This is a genomic window from Ensifer sp. MJa1, assembly GCF_037026475.1.
Taxonomy (GTDB): Bacteria; Pseudomonadota; Alphaproteobacteria; order Rhizobiales; family Rhizobiaceae; genus Ensifer.
In genome coordinates, this window is sequence record NZ_JAKUMO010000001.1 from 446,763 (window position 1) to 461,235 (window position 14,473).

Below are 14,473 nucleotides of genomic sequence, written 5' to 3' on the forward strand. Positions count from 1 at the left end.
GACACAGATCAACGTTTTCGGCGGGCAAATCGGGCAAGACGTCGGGCAATACATGACATATCCGGGGATTTCCCACCAATGAGCCCTCAATCCGCCGCAAATCCAGCCACCGTCGAACGTCACGAGGCCGAGCCGGTCAACGCGGCGCGTCTGCGCAAGCCGCTCTACGAAAAGCGCAAGAAGATCTTCCCGAAGCGCGCCGAAGGCAGCTTCCGCCGGTTCAAGTGGTTGGTGATGCTGGTCACGCTCGGCATCTACTATCTGACGCCGTGGATCCGCTGGGACCGTGGCGAACATGCGCCGGACCAGGCGGTGCTGGTCGACCTTGCCGCCCGGCGCTTCTATTTCTTCTTCATCGAGATCTGGCCGCAGGAATTCTTCTTCGTTGCCGGGCTCTTGGTTATGGCGGGCTTCGGCCTGTTTCTCGTCACTTCCGCCGTCGGCCGCGCCTGGTGTGGCTACACCTGCCCGCAGACCGTGTGGGTCGATCTCTTCCTGGTCGTCGAGCGCTATATCGAGGGCGATCGCAATGCCCGCATGAAGCTCGACGCCGGGCCCTGGACGTTCGACAAGGTCATCAAACGGGTGTCAAAGCACTCGATCTGGATCCTGATCGGCATTGCAACGGGCGGCGCCTGGATCTTCTATTTCGCCGATGCGCCAACACTGCTCAAAAGCTTCGTTTCGCTGGAAGCGCCGCCGGTTGCCTATATGACCGTCGCGATACTGACGGCCACCACCTATGTCTTCGGCGGGCTGATGCGCGAACAGGTCTGCACCTATATGTGCCCCTGGCCACGCATCCAGGCGGCGATGCTCGACGAGAATTCGCTTGTTGTCACCTACAACGACTGGCGCGGCGAGCCGCGCTCGCGCCACCAGAAGAAGGCGGTCGCGGCCGGCGAGGCGGTCGGCGATTGCGTCGATTGCAATGCCTGCGTCGTCGTCTGTCCGATGGGCATCGACATTCGCGACGGCCAGCAGCTCGAGTGCATCACCTGTGCGCTCTGCATCGATGCCTGCGACGGTGTCATGGACAAGCTCGGCCGCGAGCGCGGGCTTATCTCCTATGCGACCCTCAACGACTATGCCGCCAACATGGCGCTTGCCACCAATGGCGGTACGGCTGCGATCGATCCAAGCCGGGTACGGGATGCCGAAGGCAAGTTTTCCGACAAGGTGCGCCACTTCAACTGGAAGATCGTCTTCCGGCCGCGCGTGCTCGTCTATCTCGGCGTCTGGACGCTGGTCGGCATCGGTCTCATCTATGCGCTGCTTGCGCGCGATCGGCTTGAACTCAACGTGCTGCATGACCGCAATCCGCAATTCGTGCTCGAATCCGATGGCTCCGTGCGCAACGGCTACATGGTCAAACTCTTGAACATGATCCCCGAACAGCGCACCATCACGCTTGCAATCGACGGTATGCCTTCGGCAACGATGCGTATCGCCGGCCAGGCGCCGGGCGACGGCCGCGTCTTCGCCGTCGGTGTCGATCCGGACAAGGTCACGGCAGTGAAGGTTTTCGTCACGCTGCCAAAGGACAAGCTTTCCGAAGCGGCTGACGGTTTCAGCTTGATCGCCGAGGATCCGTCGAGCCACGAGCGTGACGTCTACAAGGCCAACTTCAACAGCCCGGGAGCCGCGAAATGACACTCAATCAGGCAGGGGCGAAGCCGGCGAAAGCACCGCGCCCCTTTACCGGATGGCACATGCTCGGCGTCATGGTGCTGTTCTTCGGCACGATCATCTCCGTCAACCTGATCATGGCCTGGAACGCCAGCCATAGTTGGAGCGGGCTGGTGGTGCAGAACACCTATGTCGCGAGCCAGCAGTTCAACGGCAAGGTGAAGGAGGCCAAGTCCTTTGCCGCCGACGGTCTTGACGGCAAGCTCAGCGTCGAAAAGGGGGCGGTGCGCTACACGCTTACCCGTCGGGGCAATCCGGAAATGACGGCAGACAAGGTGGTTGCGGTCCTGAAGCGCCCGGTTGAGGAGCACGAGGACGTGACGGTCGAGATGGCGCATCAGGGCGAAGGCGTCTTTGTTGCCGCGACAACGCTGAAACGCGGCCAGTGGATTGCCGATATCACTGCGACCTCTGGCGAAACCGTCGTCTATCGCCAGGCGATCCGCTTCATCGCACCGGGAGATGCCCAATGAGCTGTTGCGCCCCGGGAACCGAGGGAGCTCTGGAGATCGACAGGGCCGGGCAGGGGCTGCCGACCTCGGAAGAGCTGTGGCTGACGAGCCGGTCGCTCGGCAGCGGCCTGCGCCAGACGGACCTCAGCGTTCCCGGCGTGCATTGCGGCGCCTGCATTTCCACGCTCGAAGGTGCCTTGAAGGCATTGCCCGAGGTGGAGCGCGCTCGCGTCAATCTTTCTTCGCGCCGGGTCTCGATCGTCTGGAACGAGGAGATCGGCGGCACGCGCACCGATCCGCGCGACCTCGCGCGAGCCATCCGGGCCCGCGGCTATGAGACCCATCTTTTTGCGCCGGGCGAGGAAGACAGCGACCAGACGCTGAAGCAGCTGGTGCGTGCCGTTGCCGTCTCGGGTTTTGCCTCTGCCAACATCATGCTCTTGTCCGTCTCCGTCTGGTCAGGGGCTGAAGCCGCGACGCGCGACCTCTTCCATTGGATCTCGGCGCTGATCGCCGCGCCGACGCTGATCTATTCGGGGCGTTTCTTCTATGCTTCCGCCTGGAATGCGCTGAAGCACCGCCGCACCAACATGGATGTGCCGATTGCGCTGGCGATCACGCTCTCCTACTCGATCTCGCTCTATGAGACGATCACCCACGGCACCCATGCCTGGTTCGACGGCACGGTGATGCTGCTCTTCTTCCTGCTCATCGGTCGCACGCTCGATCATATGATGCGCGGCCGGGCGCGTTCGGCGATCAGCAGCTTGGCTAGGTTGTCGCCGCGCGGCGCCATGGTCGTCGATGCCGATGGCGGGCGCGAATATCGCCCGGTCGACGAGATCAAGCCCGGCGAAAAGCTGGCGATCGCGGCCGGCGAACGCATCCCGGTCGACGGGCGCATCCTGGTTGGTGCCAGCGATCTCGACCGCTCGATCGTCAACGGCGAGAGCGCGCCGGCGCCGGTGAAGGCCGGCGATACGGTGGAGGCGGGCACGCTGAACCTCACCGGGCCGCTGACGATCGAGGCGACGGCAGCGGCGCGCGACTCGCTGCTGGCCGAAATCATGGGGCTGATGGAGGCCGCTGAAGGGGGTAGGGCGCGCTACCGCCGCATCGCCGACCGCGCGGCGCAGTATTATTCGCCGGCCGTGCACCTGCTGGCGCTCTTGAGCTTCATCGGCTGGATGTTCGTCAACGGCGACCTTCACCACGCCATGCTGGTTGCGGTGGCCGTGCTGATCATCACCTGCCCCTGCGCGCTCGGGCTTGCGGTGCCGGTGGTTCAGGTGATCGCGGCCGGGCGTCTCTTCCAGAACGGCGTCATGGTCAAGGATGGTTCGGCGATGGAGCGGCTTGCCGAGATCGATACGGTGCTGCTCGACAAGACGGGCACGTTGACGGTGGGCGAGCCGTGGCTCGTCAATGGCGGGGAGATCCAGCCTGCGGTGCTTTCGACGGCTGCAGGACTTGCCGCCCATTCACGCCATCCGCTGGCCATGGCCATTCACGATGCGGCACAGCTTGCGCCGGTCATTGAGGGCGAGATCCGGGAGATCCCGGGTGCCGGCATCGAGGCCAGCACCGAAGCCGGTATCTATCGGCTCGGCAGCCGTGCCTTTGCCTGCGGGGACGCCGGCCAGGCCAGCGGCCAGTCGGAGGCGATCCTGTCGCTCGACGGCCGTGAACTTGCCTGCTTCCGTTTCGAGGACCGGCTGCGGCCGTTTGCTCGCGAAAGCATCGAGGAGCTCGGTCGCCTGGGGCTTTCGACGGGAATTCTTTCGGGCGACCGCGCACCGGTCGTCGCAACGCTTGCGCGCCGGGTCGGCATCGAGCGCTTCAAGGCGGAACTGACGCCGCGCGGCAAGGTGGACGAATGTGCTGCCGCCGCCGAAGGTGGGCACCGCGTGCTGATGGTCGGCGACGGCATCAACGATGCTCCGGCGCTCCGGGCTGCCCATGTTTCGATGGCGCCGGCGACGGCGGCCGATGTCGGTCGCCAGGCGGCGGACTTCGTCTTCCTGCATCAGGGGCTCAACGCCGTGCCGATGGCGATCGAAACGTCGCGCCGGGCCGGGCAGCTGATCCGCCAGAACTTTGCCTTGGCGATCGGCTACAACGTGATTGCGGTACCGATCGCGATCCTCGGCTATGCGACGCCGCTGGTCGCGGCCGTCGCCATGTCGACGTCGTCGATCATTGTCGTCGTCAATGCCTTGCGTCTCAAAGCCGCCGCCGGCAATGTCGCCGAGGCAACATCGCAACGGCAGGCGCCTGCCAGCTTGCGGCCGCTCGGGAGTGCCCCATGAACACGTTGATGTATCTCATTCCGATTGCGCTGTTTTTGGGCGGGCTCGGCCTTGTCGCCTTTCTTTGGGCGCTGAAGAGCGGCCAGTACGAGGACCTGGACGGCGCCTCCTGGCGGGTGCTCGACGATGGCGATGGCAAGCCCGAAAAGAAGTGATTTTGTCAGGAATCGCTTGTCGTTAATCGATTTGAATGCCAAAACAACCTCCGCCGTCGCTTCTCGCGCCAGGGCCTTCGACAGAGCCCGCGACGAGGGGGCGAAGTTCAATTCGAAGAGCCGGCACTGACGCGTTTATCCCGATCGCGTCCGGCGCTTCTGTCCAATGGAGGCAATCACGTGTCACAGGCGGAAATCGGCCTAATCGGTCTCGGCGTCATGGGCTCGAACCTGGCGCTCAACATCGCTGAAAAGGGCAACAAGATCGCGGTGTTCAACCGTACCGTCGAAGCGACGCACAAGTTCTACGCGGAAGCCGGCGAACTCAAGGGCCAGATCGTGCCCTGCGACACGATCGAGGAATTTGTCGCCGCCATCCGCCCGCCGCGCCCGATCATCATCATGATCAAGGCCGGTGAACCGGTCGACCAGCAGATGGAAATCCTCAAGCCGTATTTGGCCAAGGGCGACATCATGATCGATGCCGGCAATGCCAACTTCCGCGACACGATGCGCCGCTTCGAGGCGCTGAAGGACAGTGGCCTCACCTTCATCGGCATGGGCGTTTCCGGCGGTGAGGAGGGCGCGCGTCACGGCCCGTCGATCATGGTCGGCGGCAAGGAAGAATCCTGGAAGCGCGTCGAGAGCGTTTTGACCTCGATCGCTGCCAAATACGACAACGACCCATGCGTTGCCTGGCTCGGTGAAAACGGCGCCGGCCACTTCGTCAAGACCATCCACAACGGCATCGAATATGCCGACATGCAGATGATCGCCGAAATCTACGGCATCCTGCGCGACGGCCTGAAAATGTCGGCGAGCGAGATCGGCGAAGTCTTCGGCACCTGGAACAAGGGCCGCCTCAACTCCTACCTGATCGAGATCACCGAGAAGGTGCTGAAGGCGGCCGATCCGCTGACCGGCAAGCCGATCGTCGATCTGATCCTCGACAAGGCCGGCCAGAAGGGCACCGGCAAGTGGTCGGTGATCGAGGCGCAGAACATGGGCGTGCCGGCAACCGGCATCGAGGCGGCGGTTGCAGCCCGCAGCATCTCCTCGATGAAGGACGAGCGCGAGGCGGCCGAAAAGATCCTCGGGCTGCCTCAGGTTGGTGAGTTCAAGGTCGCCGACAAGGCTGCCTTCATCAAGGATCTCGAAAGCGCGCTGCTGGCCTCAAAGATCGGCGCCTATGCGCAAGGGTTCGCCGTGATGTCGGCGGCATCGAAGGAGTTCCACTGGAACCTGCCGATGCCGACGATTGCCAAGATCTGGCGTGCCGGCTGCATCATCCGTTCGCAGTTCCTGGACGAGATCACCACCGCCTTTACCAAGGCGCCGGACGCCGCCAACCTGATCGTCACGCCGGCCTTTGCCGCCATGGTCAAGGAAACCGACGGAGCGCTTCGCCGCGTCGTCTCGGCAGCCGTGCTCGGCGGCCTGCCGGTTCCGGCCCTTGCCTCGGCGCTCGGCTATTTCGACAGCTACCGCCGCGGCCGCGGCACGGCCAATGTCATCCAGGCCCAGCGCGACTTCTTCGGCGCCCATGGATTCGACCGTATCGATGGCGCTGACAGCCATCATGGCCCGTGGGGTAGCGGCCTCAACGGCTAAAGCTCGGGTAGATGTGCTTGAAGCGGGGCGGCCATCGGTCGCCCCGTTTGCGTTTAGGGCCGCGTGCTCGGCTGGCGTCTTGAGAAGGGTCGAGCGTCACGGGCTATCGATCGGCGTGCCGCCCATCGGTGTCTGTCAATGGCGTTGCGCTACACGGTGCGCCATGGCATCACCGCGGCCCCGATCACATATGACTGTCGAGTTCCTCGGCTGGGACCTTTGGCACGGCCCATCGGACCAAAGTCCGATCGATTTCACCCGGCAACGCTCCTAATCTTGCAAGGTTGCTACGGTAACGCTTCACAAGAACCTAGTTCTTTTCAGAACCGATTTAGAGCCGAGCCTTTTTGTGTGTGCAAAGGCCAGCTTGTTGGTCCGATCTTGCCGATTGCGGGCGGGCATCGCGAAAAGTTGGGCGCTGGCGCGCAGCGCCCAACTCGCGGAAGCATCAGCCTGCCTTAGCTTCTAAGACCCGGGGCTTCCTGGCCCGTGCGGGCGACGTATTCCGTATAGCCGCCACCATATTGATGGATGCCGTCTGGCGTCAGCTCCAGCACGCGGTTTGACAGCGCTGCCAGGAAGTGGCGGTCGTGCGAGACGAAGAGCATGGTGCCTTCGTAGTCCGCCAGCGCCTTGATCAGCATTTCCTTGGTATCGAGGTCGAGGTGGTTGGTCGGCTCGTCGAGCACGAGCAGGTTCGGCGGATCGAACAGCATGATCGCCATGACGAGGCGCGCCTTCTCGCCGCCCGAAAGCACGCGGCACTTCTTCTCGACATCGTCGCCGGAAAAGCCGAAGCAGCCGGCAAGCGCGCGCAGCGGCGCCTGGCCCGCCTGCGGGAAGGTGTCTTCCAGCTGCTGCAGCACCGTGCGGTCGCCGTCGAGCACGTCCATGGCGTGCTGGGCGAAATAGCCCATCTTGACGCTGGCGCCGAGCGCGACATTGCCTTGGTCCGGTTCGGTCGAGCCGGCAACGAGCTTCAGAAGCGTCGACTTGCCCGCGCCGTTAATGCCCATGATGCACCAGCGCTCGCGGCGGCGGACCATGAAGTCCAGGCCTTCGTAGATGCTGCGGCTGCCGTACTTCTTGTGCACGCCCTTGATGTTGATAACGTCTTCACCGGAGCGCGGCGCCGGGCGGAATTCGAAGGCGACGGTCTGGCGGCGCTTCGGCGGCTCCACCCGGTCGATCTTCTCGAGCTTCTTCACCCGGCTCTGCACCTGCGAGGCGTGCGAGGCGCGCGCCTTGAAGCGCTCGATGAACTTGATTTCCTTGGCGAGCATCGCCTGCTGGCGCTCGAACTGCGCCTGCTGCTGCTTCTCGTTCTGGGCGCGCTGCTGCTCATAAAAGCCGTAGTCGCCCGAGTAGGCGTTGAGCTGGCCCGCGTCGATCTCGATGATCTTGGTGATGATGCGGTTCATGAACTCGCGGTCGTGTGAGGTCATCATCAGCGCGCCGTCATAGTTCTTGAGGAAGTCTTCGAGCCAGATCAGGCTTTCGAGATCCAGGTGGTTGCTCGGTTCGTCGAGCAGCATCACGTCCGGACGCATCAGGAGGATGCGGGCAAGCGCCACGCGCATCTTCCAGCCGCCCGAGAGTTTGCCGACGTCACCGTCCATCATTTCCTGGGAAAAGCTCAGGCCCGCCAGCACTTCGCGGGCGCGGCCTTCCAGCGCATAGCCGTCGAGCTCCTCGTATCGGGCCTGCACCTCGCCGTAGCGCTCGATGATCGCATCCATTTCATCCATGCGATCCGGATCGACCATGGCGGCTTCGAGCTCGCGCAGCTCGGCGGCGACTTCGCTCACCGGGCCGGCGCCGTTCATGACCTCGGAAACCGCGCTGTTGCCGGCCATTTCGCCGACGTCCTGGTTGAAGTAGCCGATGGTGACGCCCTTATCGACGGCCACCTGGCCTTCGTCCGGGATTTCCTCGCCGGTGATCATGCGGAAGAGCGAGGACTTGCCGGCGCCGTTCGGGCCGACGAGGCCGACCTTCTCACCCCGGTTGAGGGCAGCGGAGGCTTCGATGAAGAGGATACGGTGGCTGAGCTGCTTGCTGATGTTTTCGATGCGGATCATGTCTGCGGTAGCCTGAAGGGAGGAGCGGGGCGCACGCGCGCCCGATTGTTGCCCCGGCCTGTCGCAGGTTTCTGCGTCACAAGCAAGGCTTCAGGTCTGTTTTCAGCCTCTCCTAGGCCCGCAAACCGCGTGTGATCGGCGGCTGGAACTCCGGCTGGCTGAGGCTCTGCAGCGTTTCCGGTGGCTGGCCGTCGATATGGCCAATCACTGCCTTGGCGAGTTCACGGCCGGCAACGCGGATGTCCTCATACATGGTCATCACTTCCGGCCGCAGCCAGCGAAGGAAGTCGCTCGGGGACTTCGAAACCATGTCGCAATCTTCCGTCAGCTTCTTCTTGGCCATCTCAAGACCGGCGATCAGCGCGATCGCGCCGGAGCCGCTGCCCGAAACGATGCCGTCCGGCGCGTCTTCCGAGCGCATCAGGATCTCGAAGGCGTCGCGGATCTCGACCAGTGAATGGTCGATGTTGGTCTGGTGGAAGCCGACCGCATCGGCCTGGAAATCACGCAGGCCCCGTTCGAAGCCGGCGCGCATGTGCGAATAGAAGGTGAGGTGTGGCGGCGGCTCGAGCAGCACCAGCTTGCGCCTTCCGCGCGCCACTAGCTTGCGCACCGCCTCATAGGCAAAGCGCTCGTTGTCGAAGTCGTGATAGGGGTGAACGATGCCCATCTCGGTGCGGCCATGGGTGACGAAGGGCAGGCCGCGCTCGGTAAGCAGCGCCACGCGCGCATCGTGCGGCTCGGTGCGCGAGATGATGACACCGTCGGCGGCACCGGTGTCGAGGATGTAGCGGATCGGCGCCAGCGCATCCTTGACGGCGCTATAGGGGGTCACGACGAGATGATAGGGCGTGCCGGCCAGGATCTCGGTGATGCCGACGACCATCGGGCTGGTAATGCCCATGATCTCTTCTTCGAGCGTCAGCACCAGGCTGATCACATTGGTCTTGCCGGTTCTAAGCCGCACGCCGGCGCGGTTCGGCTGATAGCCGATCTGCTTGGCGACGAGCCGCACGCGCTCCTTGGTCTCCGCACCGATGTCGGGTGCATCCTTCAGCGCCCGCGACACCGTGGTGATGCCGAGCCCGGTCATGAAGGCGATCGTCTTCAGGGTCGGACGGCCACCGTCCGGTGGCGGCGTCTGCGGCCTGTTTTTCGTCTTGTTGTCCATTGCCGTCACCGCCCACTCTCTGCCCGCGTGCCGCCAGCCCTGTTCGTTCGGCAGCGAGACGCGTCGGCTCAGCCCTGTCCACTGCCGGCCGCCGCGTCACTTTATCGCCTTATATACGAAAAGCTGCGAGCGGCTATCCTGCTTTGGATGGATCGAATTGCTTCAAATCTGTAACGATACAGTAGCAATGTCGAGCGTTTTCGTTGCTGCACTGCAGAAAATGAAGCGGCCTGGTTGAATCGTACCTTGGGGCCCGTGTTTTTTGCACCTGCGAGATGGAAATTGCCGCATCGTTATACGAACGTTGGCGAAAATATATAATTTTCAACGAAATAACGGAAACTTCTGCGAGCTGCCATGCAGTCGGCGTCGGGCGCAAAGCGCTTTGAGCCAGCGCTGTCATCTGCACGCAATAGGTGTTTTTTAAGATTCTGTTTAAATCGATTGTGGTGGGTGTTGCGTCCTGTAATCGATTGCACTAAGTTTTTTACGGTAACGTTACAGTGAGGGAGGAGACTCATGAAACTACGTTCTTTCGCCGCCATTCTTTCGGCCGCCGTGGCCCTGCCACTCAGCGCAGCCAATGCTGCCGATCTTGAAGTGACCCATTGGTGGACGTCGGGCGGTGAAGCAGCCGCCGTCGCCGAATTGGCCAAGGCCTTCGACGCAACGGGCAATCACTGGGTCGATGGCGCGATCGCCGGCGCCGGCAGCACGGCGCGGCCGATCATGATCAGCCGCATCACCGGCGGCGACCCGATGGGCGCAACGCAGTTCAACCATGGCCGTCAGGCCGAGGAACTGGTGCAGGCCGGGCTGATGCGCGACCTGACCGATGTCGCGACCCGCGAGAAGTGGAAGGACATCATCAAGCCGGCAAGCCTGCTCGATTCCTGCACCATCGACGGCAAGATCTACTGCGCACCGGTCAACATCCACTCCTGGCAGTGGCTGTGGCTTTCGAACGCCGCCTTCAAGACGGCCGGCGTCGAAGTGCCGAAGAACTGGGACGAGTTTGTTGCCGCGGCCCCGGCGCTGGAAAAGGCCGGTATCGTGCCGCTCGCCGTTGGCGGACAGGCATGGCAGGCGGCTGGCGCCTTCGACGTGCTGATGGTGGCGATCGCCGGCAAGGACACGTTCCAGAAGGTCTTTGGCGACAAGGACGAGGAAGTGGCGGCCGGCCCGGAAATCGCCAAGGTGTTCAAGGCGGCTGACGATGCCCGCCGCATGTCCAAGGGCACCAATGTCCAGGACTGGAACCAGGCGACCAACATGGTCATCACCGGCAAGGCCGGCGGCCAGATCATGGGCGACTGGGCGCAGGGTGAGTTCCAGCTTGCCGGCCAGAAGGCCGGAACGGACTACGCCTGCCTGCCGGGCCTCGGTGTCAACGAAGTGATCTCGACCGGCGGCGACGCCTTCTACTTCCCGCTGCTGGAGGACGAGGAGAAATCGAAGGCCCAGGAAGCGCTTGCTTCGACGCTGCTCGATCCGAAGACCCAGGTGGCCTTCAACCTGAAGAAGGGCTCGCTGCCGGTGCGTGGCGACGTTGATCTCGCGGCCGCCAACGACTGCATGAAGAAGGGGCTGGACATCCTTGCCAAGGGCAACGTGATCCAGGGCACCGACCAGTTGCTTTCGGCCGACAGCCAGAAGCAGAAGGAAGACCTGTTCTCCGAATTCTTCGCCAATCCGTCGATCACGCCGGAAGACGCGCAGAAGCGTTTCGCCGATATCATCGCGAACGCGGAGTAACCGCAACTGCCTTGATTGACCGGCTCCGTCCCTTTCCGGCGGAGCCGGCCAAGGCCTCCCTTGGTGCGGTCTAGCCGCGCCGGTGCCATGCAGCGAACCAAGTCCGCGCGGCGCTTCGGGAGCGGTTGTCGCCCTGATGCGGAAAGCGTAGCGCTCTGATTGCGCCGCGCTGCCCATCGTCCGAAACCCAATGCAGTTCCGGAGGAACGAAACATGGCGGGTCACACTCAGGGTTCGGGCCGACCGAACCAGTGGCTGCGGAACCTGAATGCGAAGATTGCCTCCGTCCCGATGATCCTGACGGCCGTGGTGATCTTCCTCGGTGGCACGATCTGGACGGTCGTCTATTCCTTCACCAATTCCAAGCTCTTGCCGCGGCTATCCTTTGTCGGCTTCGATCAGTACGAACGCCTGTGGGACGCGCCGCGCTGGCTGGTCTCGGTGCAGAATCTGGCGATCTACGGCATCTTCTCGCTGATCTTCAGCCTGGTGATCGGCTTCGTGCTGGCGGCGCTGATGGATCAGAAGATCCGCTTCGAAAACACCTTCCGCACCATCATGCTCTATCCCTTCGCCCTGTCCTTCATCGTGACGGGCCTGGTGTGGCAATGGCTGCTCAACCCGGAATTCGGCATCCAGTCGGTGGTGCGCTCGGCCGGCTGGGAGAGCTTTACCTTCGACCCGCTCTATAATGCCAACATCGTCATCTACGGCATCCTGATCGCCGCCCTATGGCAGGGTACCGGGCTCGTCATGTGCCTGATGCTCGCGGGTCTTCGCGGCATCGACGAGGATATCTGGAAGGCCGCGCGCGTCGACGGCATCCCGATGTGGAAGACCTACATCTTCGTCGTCATCCCGATGATGCGCGGCGTCTTCATCACCACGCTGGTGATCATCGCGAGCGGCATCGTCAAGGTCTACGACCTGGTGGTGGCGCAGACGAGCGGTGGCCCGGGCATCGCCTCGGAAGTGCCGGCAAAATACGTCTACGACTACATGTTCCAGGCGCAAAACCTCGGCCAGGGCTTCGCCGCCTCGACGATGATGCTCATCACCGTCGCCATCATCATCGTGCCTTGGGCCTATCTGGAATTCGGGGGAGGGCGCAAGCGTGTCTGATATCGTTGCTTTCAATTCTGTGGCTGAAGAGGCCGCCCCCAAGGCTGAGGCCACGCGGGTTCTCGCCGGTCCCCGCGGCGCCAGACCGCGGCGGGCGCTGTCGGGCCGCAACATCATGATTTACGGCACCCTGCTCGTCGTGGCGCTCTACTATCTCTTGCCGCTCTACGTGATGGTCATGACCTCGCTCAAGGGCATGCCGGAAATTAGGCTTGGCAACATCTTCGCCCCGCCGCTCGAAATGACGTTCGAGCCCTGGGTCAAGGCCTGGTCGAGCGCCTGCACGGGCTTGAACTGCGACGGGCTTTCGCGCGGCTTCTGGAACTCGGTGCGCATCACCGTGCCCTCGACGATCGTCTCGATCGCGATTGCCTCGGTCAACGGCTATGCGCTTGCCAACTGGCGCTTCAAGGGGGCGGAGCTGTTCTTCACCATCCTGATCGTCGGCGCCTTCATTCCCTACCAGGTGATGATCTATCCGATCGTCATCGTGCTCCGCGAAATGGGCATCTACGGCACGCTGACCGGCCTCATCATCGTGCACACCATCTTCGGCATGCCGATCCTGACGCTGCTCTTCCGCAACTATTTCGCCGGCCTGCCGGAGGAACTCTTCAAGGCAGCGCGCGTCGATGGCGCCGGCTTCTGGACGATCTATTTCAAGATCATGCTGCCGATGTCGCTGCCGATCTTCGTGGTGGCGATGATCCTGCAGGTCACCGGCATCTGGAACGACTTCCTGTTTGGTGTCGTGTTCACCCGGCCGGAATATTACCCGATGACGGTTCAGCTCAACAACATCGTCAACTCGGTCCAGGGTGTGAAGGAATACAACGTCAACATGGCGGCGACGATCCTCACGGGCGCCGTGCCGCTCTTCGTCTACTTCGTCTCCGGACGGCTTTTTGTCCGCGGCATCGCCGCCGGCGCAGTGAAAGGGTAAGGACATGCAAAACGTCAGCGTATCGGTAAAAGACCTGTCGTTGAGCTTCGGTGCCGTCACTGTGCTCGACACGCTCAACCTCGACATCAAGGACGGCGAGTTCCTGGTGCTGCTCGGCTCGTCCGGCTGCGGCAAGTCGACCCTGCTCAACTGCATCGCCGGCCTGCTCGATGTCAGCGACGGACAGATCTTCATCAAGAACAAGAACGTCACCTGGGAAGAGCCCAAGGACCGCGGCATCGGCATGGTGTTCCAGTCCTATGCGCTCTATCCGCAGATGTCGGTGGAGAAGAACCTTTCCTTCGGTCTGCAGGTCGCGAAGGTCCCGAAGGAGGAGATCGACAAGCGCGTCAGCCGTGCTGCCGAGATCCTGCAGATCCAGCCGCTTTTGAAGCGTAAGCCGTCTGAACTGTCGGGCGGTCAGCGCCAGCGCGTGGCGATCGGCCGGGCGCTGGTGCGCGACGTCGACGTGTTCCTGTTCGATGAGCCGCTCTCCAACCTCGACGCCAAGCTGCGCTCGGAGCTGCGCGTCGAGATCAAGCGGCTGCACCAGTCGCTGAAGAACACGATGATCTACGTCACCCACGACCAGATCGAGGCGCTGACGCTCGCCGACCGTATCGCCGTTATGAAGAGCGGCGTGATCCAGCAGCTGGCCGATCCGATGACGATCTATAACGCGCCGGAAAACCTGTTCGTCGCCGGCTTCATCGGCTCGCCGTCGATGAACTTCTTCCGTGGCGAGCTGCAGCTGCGCGACCAGCGGGCCTATGTCCACGTCAACGGCGTTGATTTCGACGTGTCGGCCTATCCGTCGCGGACACCCTTCGTGCACGGCCAGAAGGTCGTGCTCGGCCTCCGGCCTGAGCATGTGCGCGTCGACGAGGTGGCAAGCGGGGCGGCAGCGTCACACCGTGCGGTGGTCGATATCGAGGAGCCGATGGGCGCCGACAACCTGTTGTGGCTGAAGCTCGCGGGACAGTCGATGTCGGTGCGCATCGCCGGCCAGCGGCGCTACGCGCCGGGCACGGCGGTGACGCTTTCCTTCGACATGGGCGTCGCCTCGATCTTCGATGCGACGAGCGAGAATCGGATCTGAGAACCGACTCTGAGACAAGGAGATGCCGGGCGGGGGCGTTCTGCCCGGCATCTCCTAGTAATGACTGTGCCGGCGTCGCCGGTCGA

The 14,473-nt window shown here is 63.0% G+C and carries 11 protein-coding genes; 9 read left to right on the top strand and 2 right to left on the bottom strand.

The annotated features are described in order from the left end of the window. Positions 1 to 78 precede the first annotated feature (78 nt). The 5 genes from ccoG to gndA all read left to right on the top strand — a co-directional run bounded on the left by ccoG (position 79) and on the right by gndA (position 6,216). Positions 79 to 1,653: a cytochrome c oxidase accessory protein CcoG gene (gene ccoG / locus MKZ91_RS02305; RefSeq protein WP_336167543.1), complete on the top strand. Its 1,575-nt coding sequence runs from the start codon at positions 79 to 81 to the stop codon at positions 1,651 to 1,653. Beyond that, positions 1,650 to 2,162 (top strand): FixH family protein, encoded by a 513-nt coding sequence (locus tag MKZ91_RS02310; RefSeq protein ID WP_336167545.1) that lies wholly within the window; start codon positions 1,650 to 1,652, stop codon positions 2,160 to 2,162. The genes ccoG and MKZ91_RS02310 overlap by 4 nt, the downstream gene beginning before the upstream one ends. Continuing rightward, on the top strand, positions 2,159 to 4,450 hold the full coding sequence (locus tag MKZ91_RS02315) for a cation-translocating P-type ATPase (protein WP_336167547.1): 2,292 nt from the start codon (positions 2,159 to 2,161) through the stop codon (positions 4,448 to 4,450). Before MKZ91_RS02310 ends, MKZ91_RS02315 begins: the two co-directional genes overlap by 4 nt. Next, complete coding sequence (gene ccoS, locus MKZ91_RS02320; RefSeq protein ID WP_336167549.1) at positions 4,447 to 4,605, top strand: cbb3-type cytochrome oxidase assembly protein CcoS; 159 nt, start codon at positions 4,447 to 4,449, stop codon at positions 4,603 to 4,605. Before MKZ91_RS02315 ends, ccoS begins: the two co-directional genes overlap by 4 nt. A gap of 180 nt (positions 4,606 to 4,785) precedes the next feature. Continuing rightward, complete coding sequence (gene gndA, locus MKZ91_RS02325) at positions 4,786 to 6,216, top strand: NADP-dependent phosphogluconate dehydrogenase (protein ID WP_336167551.1); 1,431 nt, start codon at positions 4,786 to 4,788, stop codon at positions 6,214 to 6,216. 458 nt (positions 6,217 to 6,674) lie between these two features. On the opposite strand, the gene MKZ91_RS02330 is transcribed toward gndA, so the two are convergent. After that, the gene (locus MKZ91_RS02330) at positions 6,675 to 8,297 is read right to left on the bottom strand and encodes an ABC-F family ATP-binding cassette domain-containing protein (RefSeq protein ID WP_336167553.1); all 1,623 of its coding nucleotides are present in this window, start codon (positions 8,295 to 8,297) and stop codon (positions 6,675 to 6,677) included. A gap of 112 nt (positions 8,298 to 8,409) precedes the next feature. Next, the gene (locus MKZ91_RS02335; RefSeq protein WP_336167555.1) at positions 8,410 to 9,468 is read right to left on the bottom strand and encodes a LacI family transcriptional regulator; all 1,059 of its coding nucleotides are present in this window, start codon (positions 9,466 to 9,468) and stop codon (positions 8,410 to 8,412) included. Between the two features lie 519 nt (positions 9,469 to 9,987). Between MKZ91_RS02335 and MKZ91_RS02340 the strand changes: the two genes are divergently transcribed. The 4 genes from MKZ91_RS02340 to MKZ91_RS02355 all read left to right on the top strand — a co-directional run bounded on the left by MKZ91_RS02340 (position 9,988) and on the right by MKZ91_RS02355 (position 14,387). Further along, positions 9,988 to 11,223, top strand: coding sequence for an ABC transporter substrate-binding protein (locus MKZ91_RS02340; protein ID WP_336167557.1), 1,236 nt, complete (start codon positions 9,988 to 9,990; stop codon positions 11,221 to 11,223). Positions 11,224 to 11,436: 213 nt separating this feature from the next. Continuing rightward, positions 11,437 to 12,345: a carbohydrate ABC transporter permease gene (locus MKZ91_RS02345; protein ID WP_336167558.1), complete on the top strand. Its 909-nt coding sequence runs from the start codon at positions 11,437 to 11,439 to the stop codon at positions 12,343 to 12,345. After that, the gene (locus MKZ91_RS02350) at positions 12,338 to 13,288 is read left to right on the top strand and encodes a carbohydrate ABC transporter permease (protein ID WP_442892176.1); all 951 of its coding nucleotides are present in this window, start codon (positions 12,338 to 12,340) and stop codon (positions 13,286 to 13,288) included. Before MKZ91_RS02345 ends, MKZ91_RS02350 begins: the two co-directional genes overlap by 8 nt. A gap of 4 nt (positions 13,289 to 13,292) precedes the next feature. Continuing rightward, entirely contained in the window at positions 13,293 to 14,387 is a 1,095-nt protein-coding gene (locus MKZ91_RS02355) for an ABC transporter ATP-binding protein (RefSeq protein WP_336167559.1), read from the top strand. Positions 14,388 to 14,473 lie beyond the last annotated feature (86 nt).

What these genes read in the sequence shown, in the direction of transcription:
- MKZ91_RS02335 (WP_336167555.1), bottom strand. Translation starts at nt 9,468, where the DNA reads ATGGACAACAAGACGAAAAACAGGCCGCAGACGCCGCCACCGGACGGT.
- ccoG (WP_336167543.1), top strand. Translation starts at nt 79, where the DNA reads ATGAGCCCTCAATCCGCCGCAAATCCAGCCACCGTCGAACGTCACGAG.
- MKZ91_RS02355 (WP_336167559.1), top strand. Translation starts at nt 13,293, where the DNA reads ATGCAAAACGTCAGCGTATCGGTAAAAGACCTGTCGTTGAGCTTCGGT.
- MKZ91_RS02315 (WP_336167547.1), top strand. Translation starts at nt 2,159, where the DNA reads ATGAGCTGTTGCGCCCCGGGAACCGAGGGAGCTCTGGAGATCGACAGG.
- MKZ91_RS02340 (WP_336167557.1), top strand. Translation starts at nt 9,988, where the DNA reads ATGAAACTACGTTCTTTCGCCGCCATTCTTTCGGCCGCCGTGGCCCTG.
- MKZ91_RS02345 (WP_336167558.1), top strand. Translation starts at nt 11,437, where the DNA reads ATGGCGGGTCACACTCAGGGTTCGGGCCGACCGAACCAGTGGCTGCGG.
- MKZ91_RS02330 (WP_336167553.1), bottom strand. Translation starts at nt 8,297, where the DNA reads ATGATCCGCATCGAAAACATCAGCAAGCAGCTCAGCCACCGTATCCTC.
- ccoS (WP_336167549.1), top strand. Translation starts at nt 4,447, where the DNA reads ATGAACACGTTGATGTATCTCATTCCGATTGCGCTGTTTTTGGGCGGG.
- MKZ91_RS02310 (WP_336167545.1), top strand. Translation starts at nt 1,650, where the DNA reads ATGACACTCAATCAGGCAGGGGCGAAGCCGGCGAAAGCACCGCGCCCC.